Below are 25,959 nucleotides of genomic sequence, written 5' to 3' on the forward strand. Positions count from 1 at the left end.
CAATATTTTGCAGCACTCGCTTGAGTTGTTTCGGTGATTGATTCACCCATTGTTTTATTTGTTCTTGCTGCTCAAGGGTAAACGTGGATTTACGACCTCGCCCTGCTCGGTCACATAATCCCACCAACTTGAGCCTTTCCCAAGCCACAAACCAGTTATGAATCGTTTTGCGACTCACCCCAAAAATTTGCATCAGTTGCGCTATCCTTATCCCTTGAGCGCTCAAAAGAATACAGTGTGCTCGTTGACGGATTGCAAAGCGGTGACTTTGACGATAGATTCTCCACAGTAGCTTTGTCGTTTCAGGGGAAAGTGGAGCAATTAATCTCACAGTAATTAGATCACAATTAAGTAATCCTTAGAATCTTCCCATTACTATGAATATGTGTAAATAATTCTGCATATCTACTTATGAGAGGTTCAACTGCTTTGTCACTGCCAAGTTGGAGCAATACCTTTGCAGCGTCTCTACGAACATATTCATTTGGATCTTTGAGAGCAAGTATGAGAGGTTCAACTGCTTTGTTACTGCCGATTTTGATTAATCCATTTGCTGCATATATACGAACATATGTATTTGGATCTTTGAGAGCAATTATGAGAAGCTTAATTGCCATGTCACTGCCAATTTTCCCTAATACCTCTGCTGCTCTCCACCGCACACCGTAATCTGGATTTTTGAGAGCTAGAATGAGAGCATAAAATGCTCTATCACTGCCAATTTTTCCTAATTCCTCTGCTGCATACATACGAACATCATCGTCTGAATCTTTGAGAGCTAGAATGAGAGCGTAAAATGCTTTTTCACTGCCAATTTTACGCAATGCATTTGCTGCGCACATACGAAAATAAGCACTTGAATCTTTGAGAACAGGAATGAGAGTGTCAACTGCTTTATCAGAAACAGTTTCCCCTAAAAGACTGATCGCATATAACTTCGCAACTTTCCGATCTACTATTTGCCTCATCAACAACCCAACCGTCTTCTCTTGAAACCCATACTTCACCGCCCCAGCCAACCTCGCCCCCAACCGCAAATCCACCTCCAGCGCCAGCCTTACCACCCGCACTGCTTGCTCCTCACCCTCTACCAACTCCAACATCAACGCCAAAGGTTCCGTCCATTTCAAATAATTGAGATAGCCCTGCTGCAACCGCGCATCACTCAAACTCGGCAATAACCCCAACAACCACTCCGCCGCATAATATTCCTGAATCAACTGATGCCGAAACTCAATGCGGTCATTGCTAATCTGAATCAAATGATGCTTCAGCAAATCCTCCAACCACCGCACCGCACAATCATCCGCAAACTCCACCTTCCCCCGCAAAAACTCCACCAAAATCTGCTCCGCCTCCCGCCGCGAAATCGCCACCTGCAATTCCGTCAGACTTTCGCCACAGGTCATCTTAAAAGCTAGATACTGCAACAATCGCCCCCACCATGCCCGCGAATCCTTCGATAGCGTCACATCCTGCTTAATCCTGTCTCCATAGCCCACCGTAAACGCCCGAAACACCATACCCAAATTTGGTGGAATCTGTTCAGACTGCTGAAACAACGAACAAAGCATCCACAACAACAAAGGCGTTTGCCCAAACTCCCGCAACCGTCCCGACAACTGCCGCAACAACATCTCCCCCTGCGTCGGCAAATACGCCATCACAAACTGCTGCATCTGCGGCTCCGACAAATGCTGCATCTCTAACCGCTTCGCAATCCCCAAATCCCCACCCGCACTCAACTCCCGCGTCGTAAAGATCATCGGGCAAGTTTTTTGATAAAGCTCCCGAAATTGATTTACCATGACGCGACCGCGATCCGAAGGCAACTCATTCACCCCATCCACCAACAGCAACAACCGCCCCTGACGCAATAGCTGCTTAATCCCAGCCTCATTAATATCCAAAGCAGGATCGTGTTTGTGTATAAAGGCAAGAATGCGATCGCATACAGACGACTCATTCGCCTCCGAGGGCAAATACCGCAACTCTACCAACACAGGAATTTTTGCTTGCTGATCCTTTAACGCTTTTTCCGCCTCCTGCAACAACAACCGCGCCAAAGCCGTAGACTTCCCCGACCCTGGTCTACCCACCAGCAACACATGCTCCGCCGCATACTTACAGATCCCCTCTAATACAGGCAACCGCTCGATTTTTTCTTTCTTTTCGCGATCGCTTTCTGATTCTCTTTCCTGCTCAACCTTTGGCGGCTCGACTGTCTGCACCATTAGTTCTAAAGCAGATCCAAAATCAAAAAAAGCAGGTGCAATGCGATCGCCTTCTACCCGTTGCGATTCCCGTCCCGTCGCATCCGTCAGCGTATACAAGCGCCACCACTGCTGATAAGCGCTTACCAGCGATCGCAAATAATCATCAAAACAAATCTCTTCACCCATGCCGTAAATCAACCCCATAGGACATAAATAAACCAAGAACTCAAGTTCTTGGCTAAAAGCTCAAGTCCACTGAAGTGGACTACAGAATACCGTTAATTAACCCGTTTCAACGGGTTTGAGCTTTTAGCCCGCACTTGAGTGCAGGGCTACTGAAAATTGATTTTATAGACTTCCATTGAGATTTAGTCTTTTTTTCATCTCAGCAAAACTAATCGGCTGTTCTACTCGACGCTCAGCAACGCTCGCTAAATCATGAATGTCTTCTAGCATTTGCTCATATTGCTCAATACTCAAAATCACGGCTGTTTTAGTACCGTTTTCATCCACAATATATTGCTCTCGTTCTGTAGTAGTCATATCTTGATTTAGGTGACACTCCCATACATATTAGCAACTTATACCTGAAGACTAAATAAGTAGCAAAGCATAAGTAAACTTAAAACCTAGAAGAGCGTACCGCCCGCTGAGCGGGCGGTACGCTCTCTGGTTTTAGTTTTTAATGATGCTGAACTACTTATTAGAAAATACGATCGCCCGAACAAACGACCGAACAAACGTTAAGATACCGACGGGGATCTAGTCTGCTAGAATCAGGGCTAGGTATTTACCCTCCTGCTTAGTTCATGCCCCACTCGTTGGGGATCGTTTGGGAATCTTTTTAGAGCCACGTCACCGCCATGATGCAATCGGAAAATCTTCGTCAACGTGCCGCCGTATTGGGTTTGCAAGTCTTTAGCAAGCGCTCAGCCGTGCGGCTTGGCATCGTCACCCAAATCTGGCTAGATGTCGATCAGAGGCGGGTCGTCGGTATGACCGTCGCCGAGCGCTTTATTCCAGGGACACCGATTGGCATTGGTGACACATTTTTCATGTCCCTCGATAACATTGACCTACTGGGGCCAGATGCGATTTTGGTAGATGACGAGTCGATCCTCGAAGACATCTTGATTACCGAGCGCTACACCAGCCTAATTAATAACGAGGTCGTCACTGAGTCTGGCGAATTGCTGGGGAAAGTCAGAGACTTTAAATTTGAGCCTGAGACAGGTAGTTTACAGTTTTTAATCGTTGCCTCGATCGGTAATCCGATTATTCCAGCGAGTCTAATCAGTACCTATGAGCTTGATGTGAATGAAATCATCGCCGTAGGCCGCGATCGCATCATCGTCACCGAGGGCATGGAAGATCGCATGACCCAACTTAGCAAGGGCTTGCTAGAGCGTCTAGGACTAGGCAAAGCACCTTGGGAAGACGACTTTGATGATGATTACATGCCACCATCGACAACAGTTCGTGACAATGCCCTGTCGTCAGGTACAAGAAGCACCTATTCTCCTCCACCACAGCAACAACGCCCCGTCTATCGCCAAGAGCAATCTTGGGATGATGGCGACAATTGGGCAGAGGAGCGTGTCCCTGCTAACCCACCGCAACGTCGTCAAGCCAGAGCCGAAGCTCGTCCTGAGCCATCACGCCCGATCGCACCACCACCAGCGTCGAGCAACAACTATGATGACGATTACGATGATTTTGAAGATGATTATCTAGACTCTAAGCCTAATTTTCGTAACGAAACCCAACAACAAATCCGTGACGCTTGGGGTGAAACCAAGATTCCTGACAAGTCCAAACAACGCATTCCCGAAGAGGAATTTGACGAGATCTAATGCTACCCCGTGACCTGCTTAATCATGTTGAAAACAGAGAAACGATTAGCCGACTATTGGATTTAGGCGATCGCGCTATCCAAACTTGGGAAGTCGTGTGCAGCGATTTTTTGTCGCCGCCCGAAGTTGCTGAGGCACTGCGAGTATTTGGCAAAATGACCGAGATCCAATGCATAGCATGGGGCGGTTACGAACAAGCGGAACGCCAAAGATTAGCAATCGCCCGTAGTGAGTTGCCCCTTGATGTATCAATGGTCAGCCTCACACCGATATCGATTTCTGGTAATTTTTTGTTTGATACCGCTACCCATCGCGATTTTTTAGGCGCTTTGCTGGGCTGTGGCATCGAGCGCCAAAAGGTCGGTGATGTGAATGTCTTGGGTGAAAAAGGCGCACAGGCGATCGTTGTACCTGAATTGATGGAATATTTGCAACTCCATTTCACTCAAGTCCGCACAGTTCCCGTTAAGGTAAATGCGATCGCTTGGGAAGAACTCAAAATCCGCATACCTGTAACTAAAGAACTCACTTCCACTGAAGCTTCATTGAGACTAGATGCGATCGCCTCTTTTGGTTTCGGAATGTCTCGCAGCAAGATGGTGGACTTGATCAACGGTGAAGATGTGCGCGTCAATTGGAAGACCATATCCCAGCCCAATTTCCAACTCAAAGCAGGTGACCTCATCGCAATTCGTGGCAAAGGACGAGTCACTATTGGCGAAATTATGATTACTAAGAAAGAACGTTATCGGGTGCAAATGACGCGATCAGTTTAATGCAAAAGAGCATCTATACAATTCATGAATTGTAGATGCTTTTTTGCGATCGCTTACAACCCATACAATTCCTTAAACCAAGTCACAAATTTCTGAGCGCGTAGATGCTTAGGATCGAGAACTGTCTCTTTAACGGCTTGATGTAACTGCCGTCCTGGGGGATCTTGCCAAGCAAGCCAAGTGTAAATATTGGCTTTGTCGTACTGTACTTCTGTTAATTTAGAGCCTCTACTTACAGCTTCTTGAACTGACGACTGGGCAAATTGCCATAGCGGTTCGGTTCCATTAGGAATCATATATGCTAGAAAAGTCTCCAACATCCCGCGCTGAAAATTGTCAGGCATCAGCCAAACCCCAAATTTAAGATCTTTTGTAACTTCACAAATTAAGCCATTTTCAGGTAATTCATCGGGCAAATTTGGAATACTTGCTTGACAACGATTTTTGATACTTTCCCAGCGACCAAGAGGATTGTCATCCGCATCAATAATTACTCCAAGTTGAGATAAAGAAGATTCTTTTAAGCGGGTTTTAATCTGATTTAATAATTTGGGATATCCTCCACATGAGTGAATATCAGGAATGAGAGGATCTTCTTGATTCCACACCACACCATTTTTTTCAATTAAATAAGGGATTACGCGCTTATCGTCATCTCCTTCTACGAGCAGTAGTTTTATTTTCGTACTCATGGCTTAGCGCACCTCAATCCCTTCTTCAGCAGCGATCGCAATTTCATCTTCAGTAAAGACAATACTATGAGGTTTCCCTTTTTCAATTCGATGGATTGTAATCCCATCTTCACTAGGATTTTCAGCATTGGCAATATCCGCTAAACTCTGCCAGCAATCATTGCTATGAGTTGTTGCAAACACTTGTACATTAAGACGTTTAGCTGTTTCCCAAACCATTTTCCACATGTCGGACATCACCGTAAAATGCAGCCCAGCATCAATTTCATCAACCAATAAAACTCCATTTTTTGCATTAACGATTGCTAAAGCAAGTCCTAACATCCGCCACATTCCATCTCCCATACTACCAATTGGTATAGGTTTATCGCTATCTGATAGACGTAATCGAAAGCCAATGCGAGAACTAGGTTCTCTATATTTAATATCACTTGGTGCAATTCGTTCAATTTTTGGCTCGATTGTTCGGAGAGCTTCTATAACAAAATCCTCTTCAGCAGTTAGAACAAATTTGTTGAACAAGTTAACCATTTCTTCTGGCTTGATAGAAGAAGATGTTACTAATTGGGTCTTTAGTCCCAGATTGTTATCTCTACGGATACGTCTAACATAATCTAGCGAAAGACTTTCTTCAGGTGACAATGGCAGCTTGATTTTTTCGCCCTCTTTGCCAGACCACTCAATAGACAAGGCAAACTCTCTTATATCTTCAAACAAACTAAGCTGACCTGTGTTTTCTATAGATACAAATACTGCCTCTTTCCTACCTAAATTATCTCCTGAGATAGAAAATCTACTACTTACATTAATTTCGTGACCAAAAAAAAGATGGCAAATGTTTAGTTCACGGACATTACGACGAACAGCCATTTCAGGATTACGTTCATCATTTAAAATATATTCGCCGCGACTGATCATTAAGTCTCGCAATAATTCAAGATTAAACTGAGAAGTAAGAAGTTGAACGGCTTCTAAAATTGATGTTTTACCACTGTTGTTAGTACCAACGATGAGGTTTAACCTGCCAAGTTGTTGCATTTCAAAGGATGGGAAGCAACGGAAGTTTTCAATTTTGATGGATTTCAACATAAGTGAATACTAGTTTATTAAGCACTGAAATACTTAGCGATCGCATGATGCACGATTAACGCCGTGGTTGACTGTTCGGGATAGAGTTGCTCGCTCTCATCCATGACTAGATCAACACGCTTCGCATCAAGCAAATCTAAGAGCTTGAACTGATCCTGCATATTCGGACAGGCGGGATAGCCAAAACTATAGCGAGAGCCATGATAACGCTGTGCAAGAATATCGCGGATATTATCGGGATCTTCTGCCGCAAAACCTAACTCGCTACGGATACGAGTATGAGTCCATTCCGCGATCGCTTCCGCCATCTGTACGGCTAGCCCGTGGAAATAGAGATAATCGGTGTATTGATTAGCCTTGAATAGTCCCTGTGCAAACTCGGTGGCAATATGCCCAACCGTGACCGCTTGCAATGGCATCACATCTATAATTCCTGACTCCTTGGGTGAAAAGAAATCAGCGATGCAGAGACGACGCAGCGACTTTTGGCGAGGGAAGACAAACGAGTTGATGGGTTTGGCGGCGGCAATATTATCAATATCTTTGGGATCATAGAAATAGACCGTATTCCCTTCAGCTAACACAGGGAAATAGCCATACACAGAAGTCGGAGCTAGCAACTTCTCATTGATGACCCGTTCTTTCCATGTTTCTAGGATCGGGTAAACTGTCTCTTGCAAAAATGCATCATATTCTTCGCGAGATTGATCCTGCGGTTTGCGGAATTGCCATTGACCTGCAATTAAAGCTTGCATATCCAAGTTCCAGAATAGCTCCTCAAAGGGAATATCATCACCTTGGAAAATCTTGGTTCCCCAGAAAGGAGGCGTGGGGCGTGGGATATTTGTATCTACGGCTTCAGAACGCACAATGTCGAGATAGCGTTCTACTAAAGCAGCTTCTTTTTTAGCTTTTTCCTCTTCACTAGAAATGCTGTCAATAACATCTGCTGACATATCTCCAACGGCTAGATCTTCATCCAAAAAGCCTTTGGCATCTTCCCATTTACCTTCCAGCTTTGCGGGCATATACTTGTCCATAAAGTTGAGGTCAGAGAAGGCATCTTTACCGTATACCACGCGCCCGTTATAGTTGTTCTGACAGTCTTGATAAACAAACTTTGGTGTCAGCGCCGCTCCACCGAGAATCACAGGCACAGTAATACCTCGGCGGTTAAATTCTTGGAGATTATCTTTCATGAAAGCAGTGGATTTAACCAGCAATCCACTCATGGCAATGCAGTCAGCTTGGTGTTCTTCATAGGCTTTGATAATATTCTCAACGGGCTGTTTGATGCCGATATTCACGACTTTGTAGCCATTGTTCGAGAGAATGATATCAACTAGATTTTTACCAATGTCATGGACATCGCCTTTAACGGTCGCAATCAAAAACACGCCTTTATTGGAGCCTTCGACCTTCTCCATGAACTGTTCTAAAAACGCAACAGCAGATTTCATAGTTTCGGCGGATTGCAGTACAAATGGAAGTTGCATTTGTCCAGAGCCAAACAATTCGCCGACTACCTTCATGCCATCAAGGAGAAATTGATTGATGATCACAAGCGGATCATAGTTTTTCATGGCTTCCGTGAGTGCATCATCTAAACCAATGCGATCGCCGTCAATAATATGATTTTTGAGTTGCTCTTCGATGGGAGTGTCCGCTTTGTCAACTTTTACGCGCTTATTTGATACACCTTCAAATAATGTCGTGAACTCGCCCAATGGGTCGTAAGTGCATATATCACCATCAAACTGACGCTCATCATAAATCAGTTGCCGCGCTACTTCTTTTTCGCGATCGCCAATGCGATTAAGCGGTACGATTTTACTGGCATTCACAATGGAGGAATCCATGCCCACCTTCATTGCTTCATGCAGAAATACCGAATTGAGAACTACTCGCGAGGCAGGATTTAAACCAAAGGAAACATTGGAAACACCAAGTAATACATGGGTTTCAGGCATTGCTTCTTTAATGCGGCGAACTGATTCGATTGTAGCAGAAGCATTTTGACGATCTTCCGCAATACCTGTGGAAATAGGTAGCGCCAGAGTGTCAAAAAAGATTTCACTAGCGGGCATACCCAGTTCTTCCGTGGCTTGTTTGTAAGCACGGGAGGCAATCTCAAACTTCTTGTCGGCTGTCCGCGCCATGCCATCTTCATCAATTGTACCGATGACGATACCAGCGCCATATTGCTTAGCGAGACTAACCACCTTGCAGAAGCGCTCTTCACCATCTTCATAGTTAGTGGAATTGAGAATACATTTACCCCCCGCAACTTTCAGCCCCGATTCCATCTTTTCCCATTCGGTCGAGTCCAGCATCAGGGGCAAAGTCACGTTAGTTACTAAGCGCGAAACCAGTTCATGCATATCGCGCACGCCGTCACGTCCCACATAATCCACATTCACATCGAGAATATGTGCGCCTTCTTTGACTTGTGACCTTGCGATCGCCACCAATCCATCCCAATCTTCAGCATTTAATAAATCGCGAGTCTTCTTCGATCCACTAGCATTAAGTCGCTCACCGACAATCAAGAAAGAATTGTCTTGAATATAGGGCTGAGAGCTATAAATAGAAGCCGCCGAAGGCACGACTAGAGGCTCGCGGTGTTTAGGTTTGAGTGTCTTCGCTGCATCAGCCAGAGCTTTAATATGAGCAGGTGTAGTTCCGCAACAACCACCAATGATTTGAATGCCTAAGTCTTCCACAAAATGTTTGAGATGATCGCGCAGATCGTCAGGTGTGAGGCGATAAAATGCTTGTCCACCAACGTTTTCTGGTAAACCTGCATTGGGGACACAAGACACGATAAAGGGAGAATGGGCGCTCAAATAACGCATATGCTCGGTCATTTGATCGGGTCCCGTAGCACAGTTAAGCCCCAATACATCAATGTTGTAAGGTTCCAGAATCGTGACTACTGCGGAGATATCAGAGCCAACCAGCATTGTCCCTGTGGTTTCCATTGTCACCGAAACCATCACAGGCAGACGCACTCCACGGTTTGCAAAAAATTCTTCGATCGCACTTAATGTAACTTTGATTTGCAGAATATCCTGACAAGTTTCAACTAGCAGTAAATCAGCACCGCCATCGTACAGCCCCTCGATCTGCTCGATAAATGACTGTTTCATTGTATCGAAATCAATATGCAGTAGGGTCGGCAACTTGGTCGTTGGTCCAATCGAACCCGCCACAAAACGCGGTTTTTCTGGTGTTGAAAATTCAGCCGCTACGGATTTGGCTAACTCAGTCGCCTTTTTGCTGAGTTCATACGCCATATGCCCAAGATCGTATTCATTCAAAACGATCGATGTCCCACCAAAGGTGTCAGTCTCGATCACATCGGCTCCCGCTGCCAAAAAATCACGATGGACTGTAGCGACTGCTTCAGGTTTTGTCATCACCAGATACTCGTTGCAACCCTCATACTCCGCGCCACCGAAGTCCTCGGCGGTGAGGTTTTGTACCTGCAAGTTTGTACCCATCGCACCATCAAATACAATGACAGGGCGATCGCTGCTGTGAAGACGTTCCAGAAACAGACTGGTCATTTGATCTATACCTAAGCTAACAAGGTGACTCTAGCAGCTCATTATATCAAACTATATCAAGCAGAATATTCTCATGTGAGAGCAGAATGTGGGATCTCGCAAGGCGATCGCTATGAGAGTCTTTGCGAATTTCTTCTACCTCTTTTTCTACTCGCAACCTAGCTGTCTCCAGAGGATTCGCCGCCAGAATCAAGACTTTTTGAATAGCCATAGAAGCGCACAAATGAAATTTTTAGCAGCTGACCTAAAAAAATCATACAACACAACTTGGAAAGGTACAGAATATCCTCATAAAACTGTGCGATCGCTGCTTAAAAATCCAAGCTTGCGAATTCCTTCTTTTCATCGAAGTTTACTGTAAGTCCGATTGAGCCGATAGCCCATACTGTGAACAGTCTCGATCAAATCTTCGTTAGCTCCTGCCGCTTTCATTTTTTGACGCAATCCACGAATATGAACCTTCACAGTATGCTCCTCTGGAGGTGACTCCAAAGACCACACATGCTCAATCATCACACTACGGCTCAATACCCGTCTTCCATTACGAAGTAGCAATTCCAAGAGAGCATATTCCTTGGGAGTTAAATGGATAGGATTTTCACCATAGCCAACTTCGCAAGTACTTGGATTAAGATACAATTCACCCCATTCCAAAACTGGTGATGCGATTTGACTACCCCGACGTAAGAGTGCACGAATCCTTGCAAATAGCTTTTGTAAATCAACAGGTTTGACAATATAATCATCGGCTCCTACATCTAAACCGTTAATTTCATGATCGATCGTGTCGCAAGCGGTAAGCATCAAGATTGGTAAGCTGTAGCCATGCGATCGCAACCTATGGCAGAGACTAATACCATCTAATTCTGGCAACATCAAATCCAACAGCATCAGATCGTAATCTAGCGACTTTGCTCGATGCCAACCCATTTCGCCGTCAGTGGCAATATCCACAACATAACGCTCGTCGGTTAGCGCTTCTGCCAAGGTTTCGGCAAGGCGAATATCATCTTCAACTAGAAGAATCCTCATAGGATGGAATTTTTGGGAGATGCGATCAAACTTCTCTAATTCTACAAAAATTTGTTGCCAAAATTACGATTCCAAAAACCAAGAAATAATGGCGGCGCGAAGCGCCGCCATTATTTCTTGGTTTTTGGAGAGTGGCGACAGATATGTATCACAGATTGACACTTGCGAACCCAAATAAATGTAACAGAACATCAAGATTTATTGCCCATGATCAATCTTTCCGTTTTCTTTACAATTCCCTAACCAGTTTCCTTACTTTTGGTATGGGACTATCTAGGTTCATCGTGAGAAAACTGTGATTGTCAGGATCGCTTCGATTTTTGCACAAACCTTGATGGACAGGTTTAATTTTTCTATTCCTTTTAATTATATTCTTTTAATTCAGAATCTATTTTTACATCAAAGAGATCTTTAACATGGTCAGTACTTTTATCAATCCACTGGTTAATCCAGAGGCAAACCTTGGGGTTAGCCAATTCGATGAAACAGCGCCGCTCCAACTTTGGCGAAATCACTCTGAATCTGATGTCGATTTAGTCATTCGCGCCGCCTATCGCCAAGTACTTGGCAATGCCTATGTAATGGAAAGCGAACGGTTGATTGTCGCCGAATCTCAACTTAAACAGGGAAACCTCTCTGTACGTGAATTTGTGCGTCAGATTGCCCTGTCAGAGCAATATCGCGCTAGATTTTTTGAGCCATGTCCACGAATGCGATTAATTGAACTCAACTTCAAACATTTGCTCGGTCGTGCTCCTGAAAGTGCTGAAGAGATGGCCGATCATGCTCAGTTACTCGATCGCGGCGGGTTTGAGATGGAGATCAATAACTACATCGATAGTGATGAATATCATGATGCTTTTGGCGAAGATACCGTCCCTTACTATCGTGGGCATAAATCCCAGATTGGGAAGAAAATGGTGGGATTTACGCATATGTTTCAACTTTTGCGCGGATCAGCTAGCAGCGATAAAGATCCAAGTCATCAAAATCGCTCCCGACTAAATAGTTGTATTTTCCGAAATCGTCCAAGCGCGATCGCACCACTCAAAGGCGCAGCTCATTCGCCCTACGGCAAGCTCAAGGTTAGTGATACTGCTGCCATCCTTGCGGAAGTCTTTAAGCCCAAAACATCGGGTGTCGGGCAAACTCAATCTTGGGCGACATCGGCAAACTTTGCTGCCGAACAAGCATTACGACAAACTCTACTCGATCAAGATCTCATCATTGAAAGTTTGCAAAAACAGCTAGCTGATCTGCGTCCATCAGCTTCAATTGGAGCCTCCTATATCAAAACTGCTTGGCATCCCACAGTTGTCTTTGTTCAAGGAGATGCTTCTGACTCGTTGTTACAACAGTCAGATAACCAGATTGAACAGATTGCAAACCTGCAATCTCAAATTGCTGATGCGCGGAGATATGCCGCGATCGGTGATGCGCGATTGAACAAATGGCGCAGCCGCGTTTTCAATAGTTAACGCGCAAAGTAGAACTTGGCGCTTTGCGTCAAGTTCTACCAAATCTAGTGATTTACGCAAAAATGACTTGAAATGCTCATTTCTGTGTAGGGGCAATTCATGAATTGCCCCTACATTTCGCTCTTTTGCGTAAGTCCTACTCAATTTAAAGTTTTTTAGGAGAATATTTATGTCAATTCCATTATTAGCGTACAAACCCTTATCCCAAAATCAGCGCGTGGCTGGATTTGAAGTCGCAGGTGATGAGCAACCTCGGATTTATAACACCGACAATCTGCTATCTGGCTTTGAGCTAGATCTCTTGATCAGCGCCGCCTATCGTCAAATCTGCAACGAACAACAGATGCTAGAGAGCCATCGCCAAGTAAACTTAGAGTCTCAGTTGCGATCAGGACAGATTACGGTGAAAGGATTCATTCGCGGCTTGGTATTATCTGATTCCTTCAGAAGATTGACCTTTGATAGTAATAACAACTATCGCTTTGCAGAGATTTGTATCCAGCGAATTCTTGGTCGTAATGTCTATAGCGATCGCGAAAAGATTGCATGGTCGATTGTGATTGCGACTAAGGGCCTCCAAGCTTTTGTTGACGATTTACTGAATAGCGAAGAATATCTAAGGAACTTTGGCGATAGTATCGTTCCTTATCAACGTCGTCGTATCCTGCCTCAGCGCACTAAGGGCGAAGTTACCTTTGCTCACATGGCAAGATATGGTGCTGACTATCGCGATCGCTTACCCAAACAAGTCTTTAAAGGCAATAAAGGCGCGGCGAAATTGGATTATGTACGTTGGGAATGGCAAAAGAACCCACCTGCAATTGTCAGCAAAATTGGTGCAGGCCTTACCTATGCTGGTGCTGGTTTCGTTGGTTTATTGCTATTAGGAGTTTTAATCGGGTTGTAAACCTGATAATTTATAAACAATTTTAAAAAAGCCTTGCTTTGCAAGGCTTTTTTAAAGTCCTTTTCAGGATGGTTGGGAGTATGACCAGTTTTTATGCGATCGCAATTTGCATTAGCCTTTTAATACTGCTAGTAGGCTTCTTTTTATTTGCAAGAGAAGGAAATCGCCGCCGCCGCACCGAAAAATTATTGCGACAGCAAAGCGATCGCGAAAGACTGGTTACGCAAATTGCACATCAAATTCGGGAATCTCTTAATCTTGATGAAGTCCTCGCCACCACAGTCAAAGAAGTTCAACTATTCCTACAAGCCGATCGCGTCTTGATCTATCGCCTATGGGACGATGGCACTGGTAGCGCCATTCACGAAACAGTCTTACCGCCACATTCCAGCATTTTGGGTCAAATATTTCCCGAAGAAGTTTTCCCTCAACAGTATCATCAGGCTTACTCTTTGGGTAAAACCCGATCCATTGCCAACGTTGAACAGGCAGATGTAGAATCCTGTCTTGCCGATTTTGTGAAGCAGTTTGGGGTTCAGGCTAAATTAGTAGTACCAATTATTCAAGAAAATCGCAAAAGCAATGAAAGTAATGATTCAGAGACTTCTCAGCCTTATCTCTGGGGATTATTAATTGCTCATCAATGCATTCGTCCGCGTCAATGGCAAGACTGGGAAGTGGAACTAATGAAACAGCTAGCCACTCAAGTAGCGATCGCCATTCAACAATCAGAGCTATATAAACAACTTCAACATCTTAATACTCAACTCGAACAGCGAGTCCAAAAGCGTACCGTCGAACTTGCTAATGTTAATGCTTCCCTACGAGATGAGATTTCAGAACGGCAGCGTACTGAAATTGCCCTGCGTCATACCAATGAGACCCTGCAAGCTCTCGTCAGCGCATCTCCCCGTGCAATTTTTATGCTAGATTTGGAAGGAAGAGTTAAAATCTGGAACCCTGCCGCTGAGCAGATGTTTGGTTGGAAAGAAGATGAGGTGATCAATCATCCTAGTCCAATTTTACTAGACGATCAATTAGAAGATTGTACGACCCTCCAAAATAGCGTTCTTCAAGGCAGAACCTATACTAGATTGGAAATGTCTCGCTGCAAAAAAGATGGATCGGCGATCGACATCATTTTTTCGGCAGCCCCTTTACCCGACACAAATGGACATATTAGCGGACTCGTCGCAGTGATCGCAGATATTTCCGAACAAAAAAGACAAGCAGAACAGGTGCGGCTATTGCAATCTGTCGTAGTCAATACCAATGACGCGGTTATAATTACAGAAGCAGAACCTATCGACGCTCCTGGCCCCAGAATTCTCTACGTGAATGAAGCATTTACAAGAATTTCTGGCTACCAACCCGAAGAAGTATTAGGACAAACACCAAGGATTTTACAGGGGGCAAAAACCGATCCAGCCCAACTACAGAAAGTTCGCAATGCGCTCGCCCTATGGGAATCTGTCACCGTCGAAGTGATTAACTATCGCAAAGATGGAACTGAATTTTGGAATGAATTTAGTCTAGTGCCTGTCGCTAATGCCAAAGGCTGTTACACCCATTGGATTGCCGTCCAGCGCGACACCACTGAGCGCAACCGCCATAATGAAACTTGGCTAGCCCTTGAACGAGAGAAAGAACTAAGTGCTTTAAAAACGCGCTTTTTTTCAATGGCATCCCATGAGTTTCGCACGCCATTAAGTACAGCTCTAGCAGCTGCACAGGTTCTCGAAAACTCTCAACATGAATGGGATAATACTGAAAAAAGATTGCGTAACTTACATCGTATCCAAGATTCAGTCAGGAATATGGTGCAGTTACTCGATGACATTTTGACAATCAATCGTGCTGAGACAGGGAAACTCGCATTTAATCCTAAATCTTTAGCGTTAGAGGCTTATTGTCGTCATTTTGTTGAAGAGATGCAACTCAGTGCGGGAAATCTGCACCAACTCACTTTTAGTTGTCAAGGCAAGTCTCAGCATGTTTGTCTGGATGAAAAGTTATTGCGATCGATGCTCTCTAATTTACTTTCTAACGCTATTAAATATTCTCCACAGGGTGGGAATATATCTCTTTCTCTAGAGTTCCTCTCAGACAATCTCATAATTAAAGTTCAAGATCAAGGGATTGGTATTTTGTTGGAAGATCAAAAGCAATTGTTTGAACCATTTCATCGAGGTAAGAATGTCAAAATTATCTCTGGTACTGGCTTAGGTCTAGTTGTCGTCAAAAAATGTGTGGATTTACATCAAGGACATATTTCCGTCAGTAGCGAAGTTGGACGAGGAACAACCTGTGTAATCACTATTCCCTTAAAATCCAAGCTGCTTAATGGGGCTGGCTTGTTATAATTGCTTTATCGCTCTGCCAAAGGAAAAACTATCATGACTCAAGCGATCATTTCCCCAGTAGCCTCAACCAATGTCACGGAAGATCAACTTCTATGGACAAGTGCTGACCTAGAGCTACTACCCGACAACGGCAACCGTTATGAAATTATTAATGGAGAACTTTGCGTGACTAGAGCGCCTCACTGGAAGCATCAAACCACCTGTGGTAACTTCTATGCCAAGATCAAAGTATGGTCAGATCAAACCAAATTAGGATATGCAGCAATCGGTGCAGGCGTGATCTTTGGTGATAAAGATGATGTTATTCCTGATGTGGTATGGGTCAGCAAAGAAAAATATGAAGCTTTGATTGATGAGTCTGGACATTTACTTGGTGCGCCCGATCTTGCGATCGAGATCCTGTCATCAGGCAAAGAAAATGAAAGACGCGATCGCGAAGTTAAGTTAAAGCTCTATTCATCTCAGGGTGTATTGGAATATTGGATCGCTGATTGGAGAGCTAAGCAAATCCAAGTATATCGCCGCGAGAATGGCATTCTCAAACTAACCATGACTCTATTTGTAAGTGATACACTCACCTCACCATTATTGCCAGAATTCTCTTGTCCCCTAGCCCAGATTTTTGAATAAAGTAAAAGCGGCGCTTCGCGCCGCTTTTGCCTATTGCTACTTAACTTCTTGCAAATCTTGCATTTGCTCCACTGGCTGCTCCTTTGGTAGAACCTTCGGTTGAACTATAGGAGGATTAGCAAGATAATCAGCAAGTTGCGCTTCAATCTGTTGACGGACGATCAAGCGATATTCGAGAAAATGTTCTGCTTGAGAACAAACTGATAGATAACTAATGACCACGTTAGGATAACGCTTCATCAAGTCAAAGAGATTAATCCAGAATTGGAAGCGCGTTTTGCGGACAAAACCTTGTCGCCATGCCAAGATTAACAATGCGCGAATGGCTGTCCATTCCGTCTTTTTCTTTTTATCAGTCTTTTCTCGCTTGAGGCTTTTATAGGGTGATTCGCCCAAAATCAGGAAATGGCGGTAGGTGCGATTGAGAAAAACCATTGGATCATAAAGAGTCCAGAAGGCATGAACATATTCATTCGCAATGTCTTCGAGTGGACGGGTAGGTACGAAGTTCATCAAAGTTGCTTGATGTCCATTGCTGTTTTGCTTAATCATCCTCCCTTCTTTATTCAAGCGATGCCATAAGCCCGTATCAGGCAAAGCTTGCAGCATACTGAACAGCGCTGTGGGAACGGCGGTTTCTTCGACAAATTGGACAATGCGATCGCCTGCACCTTTTTTCTCACCATCAAAGCCGATGATAAATCCAGCCATGACACGGATTCCTGCTTTGGCGATGTTAATCACTGATTCCGAGAGAGGATCGCGATTGTTTTGGAACTTTTTAGTGAGCGCCAAACTATCAGTGTCAGGGGTTTCGATACCGAGGAAGACGGAACCAAAATTACATTCCACCATCATCTGCATCATTTCAGGGTCTTGGGCAAGATCGACCGATGCTTCTGTGGCAAAGGAGAACGGATAATTGCGCTCCTTCATCCAAGGTTTTAACTCTTGGAGCATGACTTTGACGTTGCGCTTATTGCCAATGAAGTTGTCATCAACCATAAAGATACTGCGCCGCCAGCCAAGATCGTAGAGATATTGCAATTCGGCAATAATTTGCGCAGGGGTCTTTGTGCGGGGCTTGCGACCATAAAGAACAATGATGTCACAAAATTCGCATTGGAAAGGACAACCGCGAGAAAACTGTACTGACATTTCGGCATAGCGGTTCATTTCGAGTAGCTCGAAACGAGGGATCGGCGTTTCGGTTACCGCAGGTCTTTCACCGTTGGCTCTGAGAATACCTGAGCGATCGCCTCTTTCAATTGCTTCGACAAACATCGGCAATGTAATTTCGCCTTCATCAAGGATTAAGAAATCTGCACCCGAAACTTTCGCTTCTTCAGGTAAAGCGGTGGGGTAGGGTCCACCCACAGCAACTAATTTACCGCGTTTCTTGGCTTCTTGAATTTGGGCTAAGAAATCTTCCTTTTGGACGATCATCGCCGAGAGGATAACTACTTCCGCCCATTGCCACTCGGCTTCAGTGATATCACGAATATTGCGATCGACTAGCTTAAATTCCCAAGTTTGTGGCAAGATCGCTGCCACAGTGACCATGCCAAGAGGTGGTAGTTGAGCCTTATAACCAACTAATTCTAGAGTTTTTTCAAACGACCAGAAGCTTTTGGGGAATAAGGGATAGACGAGTAAAACGCGCATTATTTATAATTGGGGGGTTGTTCTTAAGTATTTGTACTGTGAATATTATAGTGGGCGGCGCGAAGCACCGCCCTTTATAAGCCTAGCTTGCTAGATCAAACTCTTTTTCAGGAACAGTCTGAAGTTTTTGCAACCGCTCTTCTTCTACCCAATAAGTAGCCAATTGTCCTTCGATTTCATTGCGCACGATGTCGCGGTACTCCATAAAATGTTCATTGTGCGCGCAGACAGTCAGGTATTGCTCCCAAACCGCAGGGTTTTTCTTGATCATGCTAAACAAATGATGCCAGAACTTCCAACGAGTATTGCGTTTAAATCCTTGCCTCCAAACAACGATCGCAAGAGCCTTGAGATCGATCCAGCTAGGGGACTGAGCTGGAGGTTTAACTCTAGGTGCACCCATCTTAAGGTAGTAACTATAAACACGATCAAGATAGGCATTTGGCTCGTAGAGCGCGCAAAAGGCTTCAACATATTCATGAGCGATCTCTTCGATTGGGCGAGTCGGCACAAAATTCAACAGTGTGGTCTGGTTAATATTGCCATTCCCACTCCGCAAGCGTCCTTCTTTTTCGAGACGATGTGAGAGCGCAGTATGCGGTAGTGCTTGCAACATCGCAAAAGTGGTGGCAGGAATGCCAGTCTGCTTAACAAATTGGACAATGCGATCGCCTGCTCCAGATTTTTCGCCATCAAACCCAATGATAAACCCAGCCATTACCCGCAATCCTGTCTTGGTGATTGTTTCGACAGCTTCAAACAAAGAAGAGCGGGTATTTTGGAACTTTTGAGTAAGTTGCAAGCTTTCTTCGTCAGGAGTTTCAATACCAACGAACACAGCGTCAAAACGACATTCCATCATCAGATCCATCAGTTCTTGGTCAGCCGCTAGATCTACAGATGCTTCGGTGATAAAACTAAAAGGATATTGATGATTTAGCTGCCAAGTTTTTAACTCTTGCAACAACAACCTGACGTTACGCTTGTTACCAATAAAATTGTCATCAACCATAAATACGCTACGTCGCCAACCTAGCTCATTGAGACAATCGAGTTCTGCAAGTAGTTGGGCGGGAGTCTTAGTACGGGGTTTGCGTCCATAAAGTACAATGATGTCGCAGAATTCGCATTGGAAGGGGCATCCCCGCGAGAACTGGATCGACATCGAGTCATAAGCATCTAGTTCTAAAAGGTCAAAACGCGGAACAGGAGTACCCGTGATATCTGGCTTTTCGGTAGTGCGGAACGTGCCACTGGTTTCACCTTTCGCGATCGCCTCCACAAACATTGGCAAAGTAATTTCACCCTCATCCAAAATCAGGTAATCAACACCTGCACCTTGAGGGTCTTCAGGCATCGAAGTAGGATAAGGCCCACCACAAGCAACTTTTTTACCACGTTGCTTTGCTTCTTTGATTAAAGATAAAAGGTCATCTTTTTGGACGATCATTGCCGACAGAATTACTAAATCCGCCCATTGCCACTCCGCCTCTGTGATTGAGCGCACATTGCGATCGACTAGTTTAAAGTTCCATTCTTGGGGCAAGATGGCTGCAACCGTGATCAAACCTAGAGGCGGTAGTAACACTTTCCGATTTACTAGCTCCAAGATTTTTTCATAAGACCAAAATGTTTTTGGAAAAAGTGGATAAACCAGCAGAACGTTCATGTGTTTAGGGGTAAGTGGGCGGGAATTACCCTCATCCCCCAGCCCCTTCTCCCTGAGGGAGAAGGGGCTGGGGGTGAGGGTCTTTAGACAGCAGGAAAACCAGTACGGATATCTTCGATGATGCCGTCGCGGAGGACAATTTCGACGCGCATTTGGGCAATCAAATTATCGCCTTTACCAGCGGGGAAGTAGCTGTCAAGCTGTCCTTGAGAAACTTCTTGCTCCAGTTCCAGATTTTGGACTTGGGTCAATTGGGTCAACAATTGATTCTTTTGTTCTAATAATTCTGCCTTGACCCGATTCATTTCTGCGCGAATGCCTTCGATCGCATTGGAAACTTCGGCAGAAAATGGCTTGATGCTTTGGCGTTCAATTTCGTTAATCTGACGTGAGCCTTGAGCATCGACTTGCTGCACTTGACCATCCAGTTGGGCAATTTGTTGTTGCAGTTGTTGCTGCATTTCCTCTTTCCAGCGCTGCGTCACAATTACTTGAATATTGGCGGTGCGACGCAATAAAAGCTGATTAGAAAAATCCATCGAATTCACACTTGTCTCCAAATTTAGTAGTTTTTAATGTTAGGGCTTATGCAAAACTACATTGAAACCCTCATTCCAGCGTAGGGGCAATTCATGAATTGCCCCTACATTGCGTCCTTTTGCCTAAGTCCTAAAAGTGAAAGCAGCTTTGCTGCTTTCACTTTTAGGAAGTAAACATTTTGACAATAATATCTTGATAACGCTCAAATACGATGTTACGTCGGATCTTGAATGTTTGCGTCAGAAACCCATTATCGATGGTAAATGGTTCAGGCAAGAACTCGAAAACACCGATGCGATCGTTAATGCTATATCCAGGGCGGTTTTGGACTTCACGGTTGAGTTCTTCGCGATAGAGATTCCGAATTTTGGGATTATTTAACAATGGCAAAATATCCGCCAAAATAGAATCAGCAGGAACTAAACTTGCGGCTTCAAGTGCTGAGAGATTAGGAACAATCAACACACCCAACTGCTTTTGGTCTTGCCCCACTAACACCACCTGATCGATATAGGCACTACGTATACAAGCATCTTCGATCGGCTGTGGCTCAATATTCTCGCCATTAGTTAAGACGATCGTATCCTTGGCGCGACCTGTGATGACCAAATCATCCCATTTACTGACATAGCCCAAATCCCCTGTATCAAACCAGCCCTGCGGATCGATCGCTTTTGCCGTGGCTTCAGGATTTTTGTAATATCCCTGCATCACTTGTGGCCCTCGAATTAAAACTAGCCCTTGCTGACCGATTGGCACATCGACTCTTGTAGACATATCGACAATGCGAGTTTCGGTATTGAGTACGGGCTGTCCATCGCCACCGCGAATATTACGATTTGGACAACGCACATGGGTAATTGGTGAGGTTTCGGTCAAGCCGTAGCCACCCAAAATTTCGATGCCAACAATTTCATAAAAGTCTTCAAGGTGTTCGGCGATCGAGCCGCCGCCACTGACAACATATTTGAGTTGTCCGCCAGTTGCTTCGCGCACTTTTTGATAAACCAATTTATCGCCAAGTTTGTGAAGCCCCCACAGCGCTAAAACTGAAGGCAATGCAACTAATTTATCAACTAAAGAAGGATAAAGATTTTCGACATTTAACCCCTGGAAAATCCGCTTAGCAACTATATATTTGTGGCTAACTTTGAAAAAGAAATTGACTAAACGCTGTTTGTTCGCAGGTTGATCGCGAAAATTTTTCTGTACACCTTCATAGATCGATTCCCACAGACGCGGTACAGCAACCATGTAATGAGGTTTCTGCTCCTTGAGATCTTTTTTGATCATGCGGAGATTGGTGTAAATCTCGGTGCAACCTTGCGAAAAAGCGAAATACTCAAAGGTACGTTCGTAGGAATGCCATGTTGGTAAAATATTTAATACTTTTTCGTTAACATTCAGTTTTAATACTGATTGGGCAGCTTCAACTTCAAACAAGAAATTACCGTGAGTTAGCATTACTCCTTTAGGCTTGGCAGTTGTGCCTGAGGTATAGATCAGCGTCGCCAGCGTGTCGCGCTTTATGTCTACATTGCCTATGCCTAGGTCTTTGCTACTGCCTCTTGTCAGTAGTTGCTGAAAGTTAAACGCGCCTTCGGGTGGCGTTTCGTCTGAGAGCAAAATAATTTGCTTGACAGGTAATGTATGTAGTTCAGGTTCGAGTTTTTTGAGGGTGGCGAGATTCTCAACGACGATCGCAACGCTATCACTATGCTCGATGATGTAGAGCAATTCGCTCCGTTCAGCTTGAGAGCTACGGGTGGCATTAGCTGCCCCGATCGCTAAAATTCCTTGATCGGCAATCAACCAACGCGGTGAGTTATCGGCAATTAGGGCAACTTTTTCGCCAAACTGGATACCCAGCGATCGCAAACCAGCACCAAAGGCATTAATTTGCTCAAAGGTATCTTTGTAAGAAATTCTGACAGGGGGCTTAGCATGGGGATCATAAAGTGCGATCGCATCGGGATGATTTTTTGCACCCTGTTGCCAGAGTTGCCAGAGGCTAGAGGCTTGCGAAGGAGGAAAGGATATAGCCATAATTTAGGGGCGGACTCACTAATGTTTAATTATTTTTGATTACTAGGAATTGTAGTTAAAAAATAAGCATTAACTTAAGAATTGGATTATTTCTAAAACCATTGGTTATTTTCAATGGATTGCATTTGATTTCTCATATATTTCCTTGAGCAACCCCTTCTGGTTACGACCGCTTTTAGTTTTACCACCAATAACTAGAAGCCATAATTCTGTAAATTGCCATTTGTATATTGGCATAGGATGCGCCGTCAAGTTGCGTAATTTTGCGATTTGGTCGATTTTACTAGCGGCTTTTTGATTGCCTGAGAGCCAACCAGAGACTGGATGATCCCACTGCTCTAAAAATTCATTTACTAATTGGCGATCGCTGGTTGATATTTTCTGATCATTAACTTTGTGATAGTAAAGACGATCTCGATCAGTATTAGATAAACTATCTCTATTTAAAATTTCATCACTAAAAGTATCCCATTCCTTTGCAATCAAGTAAGGCAAACTCCCAATGGTATATTTCCCTCTGTTTTTGAGAATCACTCCAGCGATCGCAAAATCTTTTTGCATTGGATTTTGTTTGCAAAGAAAGTGATAGAAGCTCTTAAAAAAAGACTGCACAATTTCTCTTTCAACAACGCTGGCAATATATAAACAGGAGGGTTTGTAGTCTGAAAAATCTTCTGTAAAAATGTCAGACTCAACTAAATACTTATGTTTATAGGCACTAAATAAATCATTTTTACTAGATATTTCAATGTTTTCCCAAGCTTTAACTCCAAGCCTTTTAATTAGTTTTGATTCAGTCTCTTGTTCGTCATAATTAAAGGTGGCAATGTTTTGCTGATCGGCTAAAGTTTTGAGTTGATCTCTGAGTTGTAATATCTCTCCTCTTTCTGTATCTGTAAGATTAGCCTTTTCCCTGAAAATAGCGATCTCTGCATTAAGTAAGCGAATTTCCTCATCTTTATCCTTGAGGAGTTTGTACTTTTCTGCCAGATCGAGAGCATTGACAGCGGCTTTGATTAAGTTGTAGTAATTATTTTTTAAAATATCTACTTCCTGTGAAGTAGCCCGACTTTTACCTCGCAAAGCAGTCTTTTGTCCTTGCCTTATAGCTAATATTTCACCTTCGTGATTGCGGATGCGTAACTCCTTTTTCTCCCCCTGATCATCAGGCAGCAACACAACCATGCATTCATACTTACGCTGACTGTAATAAAATTCTACTTTCATGATTTACTCGTTAATAAGAGCAGCGCTTCGCTCAGCCCTTATTAGATTTCAGCTTGAGGTAATTGATCGGGATTAATCCCTTGCGATCGCAAATAGTTAGCCAATTTTTCAGCCCGTTCATTTGCTAGCTCAGCCCGTAAACGTTCCTGCTCTGCAATTTGACGCTCCTGCGCAACTAGCTCAACAGCCCAAGGCAAAATATTGCCTAGCTCATCCCACCAGCGCAACCAATAGCCATCACGCTGTTCTTTGTTGCCCTGCCATACGCCCAAGTACAACTTCATCGACTCAATCCAGAAATGTCCTTCCGCATTTGGTTGAGCGAGTTCATAGCGATCGCCTTGCAGATAGTAGACCTCTAACTCACCTGTAACTGGTTCAAAAATCACATATACAGGCACATGCAAAATTTGCTCGTAAAAAAACCATTTGCCAAGGGGAAAAGTTCGCTTGACTGAATATTCGCCACTATCACTATGGGACAAAAATTCCATCACTACAGTCGGGGTCGCCCCTTCGAGCGTGGGTGTATAGCTACGGCGATCGCGAATCGTCTCATACTTTTGCACAGACGAGACATATAACCAATCAGGAGCCTTGACCGAGAGCGTATCGTTGACCGTAGCACATAAGCCAAAGTTAGACACAATCAACATCTCAGGCTGAATAAAATCTGCCAATTCTAAGCTTTCGCGCAAAGCCCCTGCCAAAAGCGGTTGACCTTCGTTTTCCACAGGTTCTTCCTCTAGAGGCATATCATCTGGCAATTTTTCCCACTTGATTACGAGGGGAGATTTCACAGTAGAAGGCGGTGTCGCAACCATATATCCTCCAAAAAATCTAGTTGATACAGTGCTTTATTCTGTACCAAATCATTAGCTAAGGCTCACGCTGCGCGTGAGCCTTACACAATCACACCGAGCTTTGTGCAGACCTCAAAAGTTAGTTAGCCTTTGATAAAGGCGATCGCATGTTGCCAAATCACGATCTTATGTCCAGATGCTTCCATACAAAGGCATTGATCGTCAAGCCAAACAATCCTGCCGCGCAGTTGATCTCCTGTCATTAGTTTGACTTCGACTTCGTTTTTGTCGCGAATAATGGCATGAATGCGGCGAATGCTTGGCAGAGCCGTATTGAGTCCGATTTTGGTTGCTGTTGGTGCGCTCATCGTCTTACCTATGGCAGTTTTACGAATACTATCATTATGAAACCGATTTTGGATTTTTCAGCGCCGTAGGTGCTGAAAAATCCAAAATCGGTTTTGATGAAAGTCCGCCGTTGGCGGACTTTCATCAAAACCGATTTTAACAATGAAAATTGCTAAAACTAAAGGCAGCCCTTGGAGCTGCCTTTAGTTTGTTTTTTGAGGACATAATTAAAAACCCAGACCCAAGATGTATACCGCCAGATACGCGGGCGGTATACATCTTGGGGTTTAGAATCGTAAACCTAAACCAGTTTGTAAAGAGGTTGCCGATGTTCCACCAGAATTGCGATAGGCATCAAAGGCGAAGATCACATTGCCAAATAGGACAAGATTACTATTAGGTACTGTGTAATCAATACCAGGTTGAATCACAAAGCTATTTCTGTTGCCTACAGGTGTGGTATCAACGGTATTAGAAAGCGCTACACCTGCACCAATATATACATCGGTATCAAAGTTTAATGGCACATCAAAGGAAACTGTTGGAACAACTGCGGTACTATTGCCAACCAAAATTTGAGTTCTGATCGAAATAGGGAGTTCTAGAAACTTATAGCGAGCAGCAACTAGTCCAGATGTGCGAGAGCTTTCACCTGCGGCAGCATTGCCACTTGTAAAGCCAAAACTAGCACCTGCGCCTACGTAGCTACCATAAGCGGGCTGAGCTTGAGCTGATGGAACTGCCGCGATCGCTGACATGCATCCCAACGCAGTCAAGCCAATCAAAATTTTATTTAAGTTAGTTATATTTTTCATTGCTATCACTTCCTTGTGTGAGAAACGATTTATTTACTTAGATTTATGCTTAGTTTTCGGAGTAACCCCGTCAGGGAGACAGACTATCACAAGTTGGAGAGTTTGGCGAAAATATTTATATCCCCCGACTGAATATAGCAAAAATAGAGAAAAGGCTGTAATATAGAAGATCCATCTAGCAGTCTCTGCTATCGATCAAAAACTTATCTATACAAAACTTGTCTCTTGACCTATGGCAGAA

22 protein-coding genes are annotated in these 25,959 nt (G+C 44.0%); 6 read left to right on the top strand and 16 right to left on the bottom strand.

The genetic code is table 11. From position 1 onward, the window contains the following. From APA_RS25695 to APA_RS06090, 3 genes are all read right to left on the bottom strand, one after another. The coding region (locus tag APA_RS25695) for a helix-turn-helix domain-containing protein (protein WP_201321415.1) at nt 1-331 on the bottom strand (331 nt) is incomplete at its 3' end. Between the two features lie 16 nt (nt 332-347). Next, complete coding sequence (locus tag APA_RS06085; RefSeq protein ID WP_201321416.1) at nt 348-2,420, bottom strand: HEAT repeat domain-containing protein; 2,073 nt, start codon at nt 2,418-2,420, stop codon at nt 348-350. Nucleotides 2,421-2,564: 144 nt separating this feature from the next. Beyond that, nucleotides 2,565-2,759 (bottom strand): type II toxin-antitoxin system Phd/YefM family antitoxin, encoded by a 195-nt coding sequence (locus APA_RS06090; protein WP_201321417.1) that lies wholly within the window; start codon nt 2,757-2,759, stop codon nt 2,565-2,567. Between the two features lie 320 nt (nt 2,760-3,079). Between APA_RS06090 and APA_RS06095 the strand changes: the two genes are divergently transcribed. After that, entirely contained in the window at nt 3,080-4,069 is a 990-nt protein-coding gene (locus APA_RS06095; protein WP_201321418.1) for a PRC-barrel domain-containing protein, read from the top strand. Then, the gene (locus APA_RS06100) at nt 4,069-4,845 is read left to right on the top strand and encodes a photosystem II S4 domain protein (RefSeq protein WP_201321419.1); all 777 of its coding nucleotides are present in this window, start codon (nt 4,069-4,071) and stop codon (nt 4,843-4,845) included. The genes APA_RS06095 and APA_RS06100 overlap by 1 nt, the downstream gene beginning before the upstream one ends. Before the next feature lie 53 nt (nt 4,846-4,898). Here the strand turns inward: APA_RS06100 and APA_RS06105 are convergent, their stop codons facing one another. The 5 genes from APA_RS06105 to APA_RS06125 all read right to left on the bottom strand — a co-directional run bounded on the left by APA_RS06105 (nt 4,899) and on the right by APA_RS06125 (nt 11,227). Continuing rightward, nucleotides 4,899-5,537 (bottom strand): DUF3226 domain-containing protein, encoded by a 639-nt coding sequence (locus APA_RS06105; RefSeq protein WP_201321420.1) that lies wholly within the window; start codon nt 5,535-5,537, stop codon nt 4,899-4,901. A gap of 3 nt (nt 5,538-5,540) precedes the next feature. Next, nucleotides 5,541-6,626 carry an ATP/GTP-binding protein gene (locus APA_RS06110; RefSeq protein ID WP_201321421.1) on the bottom strand — a complete coding sequence of 362 codons (1,086 nt, stop codon included), beginning with the start codon at nt 6,624-6,626 and terminating at the stop codon, nt 5,541-5,543. 17 nt (nt 6,627-6,643) lie between these two features. Next, nucleotides 6,644-10,195 carry a methionine synthase gene (gene metH / locus APA_RS06115; RefSeq protein ID WP_201321422.1) on the bottom strand — a complete coding sequence of 1,184 codons (3,552 nt, stop codon included), beginning with the start codon at nt 10,193-10,195 and terminating at the stop codon, nt 6,644-6,646. Between the two features lie 46 nt (nt 10,196-10,241). After that, a complete protein-coding gene (locus tag APA_RS06120; protein WP_201321423.1) occupies nt 10,242-10,406 on the bottom strand; it encodes a hypothetical protein in 165 nt (54 codons plus the stop codon). Between the two features lie 131 nt (nt 10,407-10,537). Then, complete coding sequence (locus APA_RS06125) at nt 10,538-11,227, bottom strand: response regulator transcription factor (protein ID WP_201321424.1); 690 nt, start codon at nt 11,225-11,227, stop codon at nt 10,538-10,540. A gap of 416 nt (nt 11,228-11,643) precedes the next feature. Between APA_RS06125 and APA_RS06130 the strand changes: the two genes are divergently transcribed. From APA_RS06130 to APA_RS06145, 4 genes are all read left to right on the top strand, one after another. Next, nucleotides 11,644-12,705 (top strand): phycobilisome rod-core linker polypeptide, encoded by a 1,062-nt coding sequence (locus tag APA_RS06130; RefSeq protein ID WP_201321425.1) that lies wholly within the window; start codon nt 11,644-11,646, stop codon nt 12,703-12,705. A gap of 169 nt (nt 12,706-12,874) precedes the next feature. Further along, on the top strand, nt 12,875-13,612 hold the full coding sequence (locus APA_RS06135; protein WP_201321426.1) for a phycobilisome rod-core linker polypeptide: 738 nt from the start codon (nt 12,875-12,877) through the stop codon (nt 13,610-13,612). An 80-nt stretch (nt 13,613-13,692) separates the two neighbouring features. Beyond that, nucleotides 13,693-15,975 carry a PAS domain S-box protein gene (locus APA_RS06140; RefSeq protein ID WP_201321427.1) on the top strand — a complete coding sequence of 761 codons (2,283 nt, stop codon included), beginning with the start codon at nt 13,693-13,695 and terminating at the stop codon, nt 15,973-15,975. Between the two features lie 33 nt (nt 15,976-16,008). After that, nucleotides 16,009-16,605 (top strand): Uma2 family endonuclease, encoded by a 597-nt coding sequence (locus APA_RS06145; protein ID WP_201321428.1) that lies wholly within the window; start codon nt 16,009-16,011, stop codon nt 16,603-16,605. Between the two features lie 36 nt (nt 16,606-16,641). On the opposite strand, the gene APA_RS06150 is transcribed toward APA_RS06145, so the two are convergent. The 8 genes from APA_RS06150 to APA_RS06185 form a co-directional block, all read right to left on the bottom strand. Next, nucleotides 16,642-18,270, bottom strand: coding sequence for a B12-binding domain-containing radical SAM protein (locus APA_RS06150; protein ID WP_201321429.1), 1,629 nt, complete (start codon nt 18,268-18,270; stop codon nt 16,642-16,644). Nucleotides 18,271-18,352: 82 nt separating this feature from the next. Beyond that, on the bottom strand, nt 18,353-19,939 hold the full coding sequence (locus APA_RS06155; protein ID WP_201321430.1) for a B12-binding domain-containing radical SAM protein: 1,587 nt from the start codon (nt 19,937-19,939) through the stop codon (nt 18,353-18,355). Nucleotides 19,940-20,022: 83 nt separating this feature from the next. Beyond that, a complete protein-coding gene (locus tag APA_RS06160; protein ID WP_103666990.1) occupies nt 20,023-20,478 on the bottom strand; it encodes a YlqD family protein in 456 nt (151 codons plus the stop codon). A 163-nt stretch (nt 20,479-20,641) separates the two neighbouring features. Next, entirely contained in the window at nt 20,642-22,525 is a 1,884-nt protein-coding gene (locus APA_RS06165; protein WP_201321431.1) for a long-chain fatty acid--CoA ligase, read from the bottom strand. Between the two features lie 111 nt (nt 22,526-22,636). Beyond that, a complete protein-coding gene (locus tag APA_RS06170; protein WP_201321432.1) occupies nt 22,637-23,752 on the bottom strand; it encodes a hypothetical protein in 1,116 nt (371 codons plus the stop codon). 41 nt (nt 23,753-23,793) lie between these two features. After that, nucleotides 23,794-24,576, bottom strand: coding sequence for a Uma2 family endonuclease (locus APA_RS06175; protein WP_201321433.1), 783 nt, complete (start codon nt 24,574-24,576; stop codon nt 23,794-23,796). A 122-nt stretch (nt 24,577-24,698) separates the two neighbouring features. Then, entirely contained in the window at nt 24,699-24,923 is a 225-nt protein-coding gene (locus tag APA_RS06180; RefSeq protein WP_201321434.1) for an RNA chaperone Hfq, read from the bottom strand. Nucleotides 24,924-25,190: 267 nt separating this feature from the next. Next, nucleotides 25,191-25,718 carry a hypothetical protein gene (locus APA_RS06185; protein ID WP_201321435.1) on the bottom strand — a complete coding sequence of 176 codons (528 nt, stop codon included), beginning with the start codon at nt 25,716-25,718 and terminating at the stop codon, nt 25,191-25,193. Between the last annotated feature and the right edge of the window lie 241 nt (nt 25,719-25,959).

It is taken from the genome of Pseudanabaena sp. lw0831, assembly GCF_016584665.1.
Taxonomy (GTDB): domain Bacteria; phylum Cyanobacteriota; class Cyanobacteriia; order Pseudanabaenales; family Pseudanabaenaceae; genus Pseudanabaena.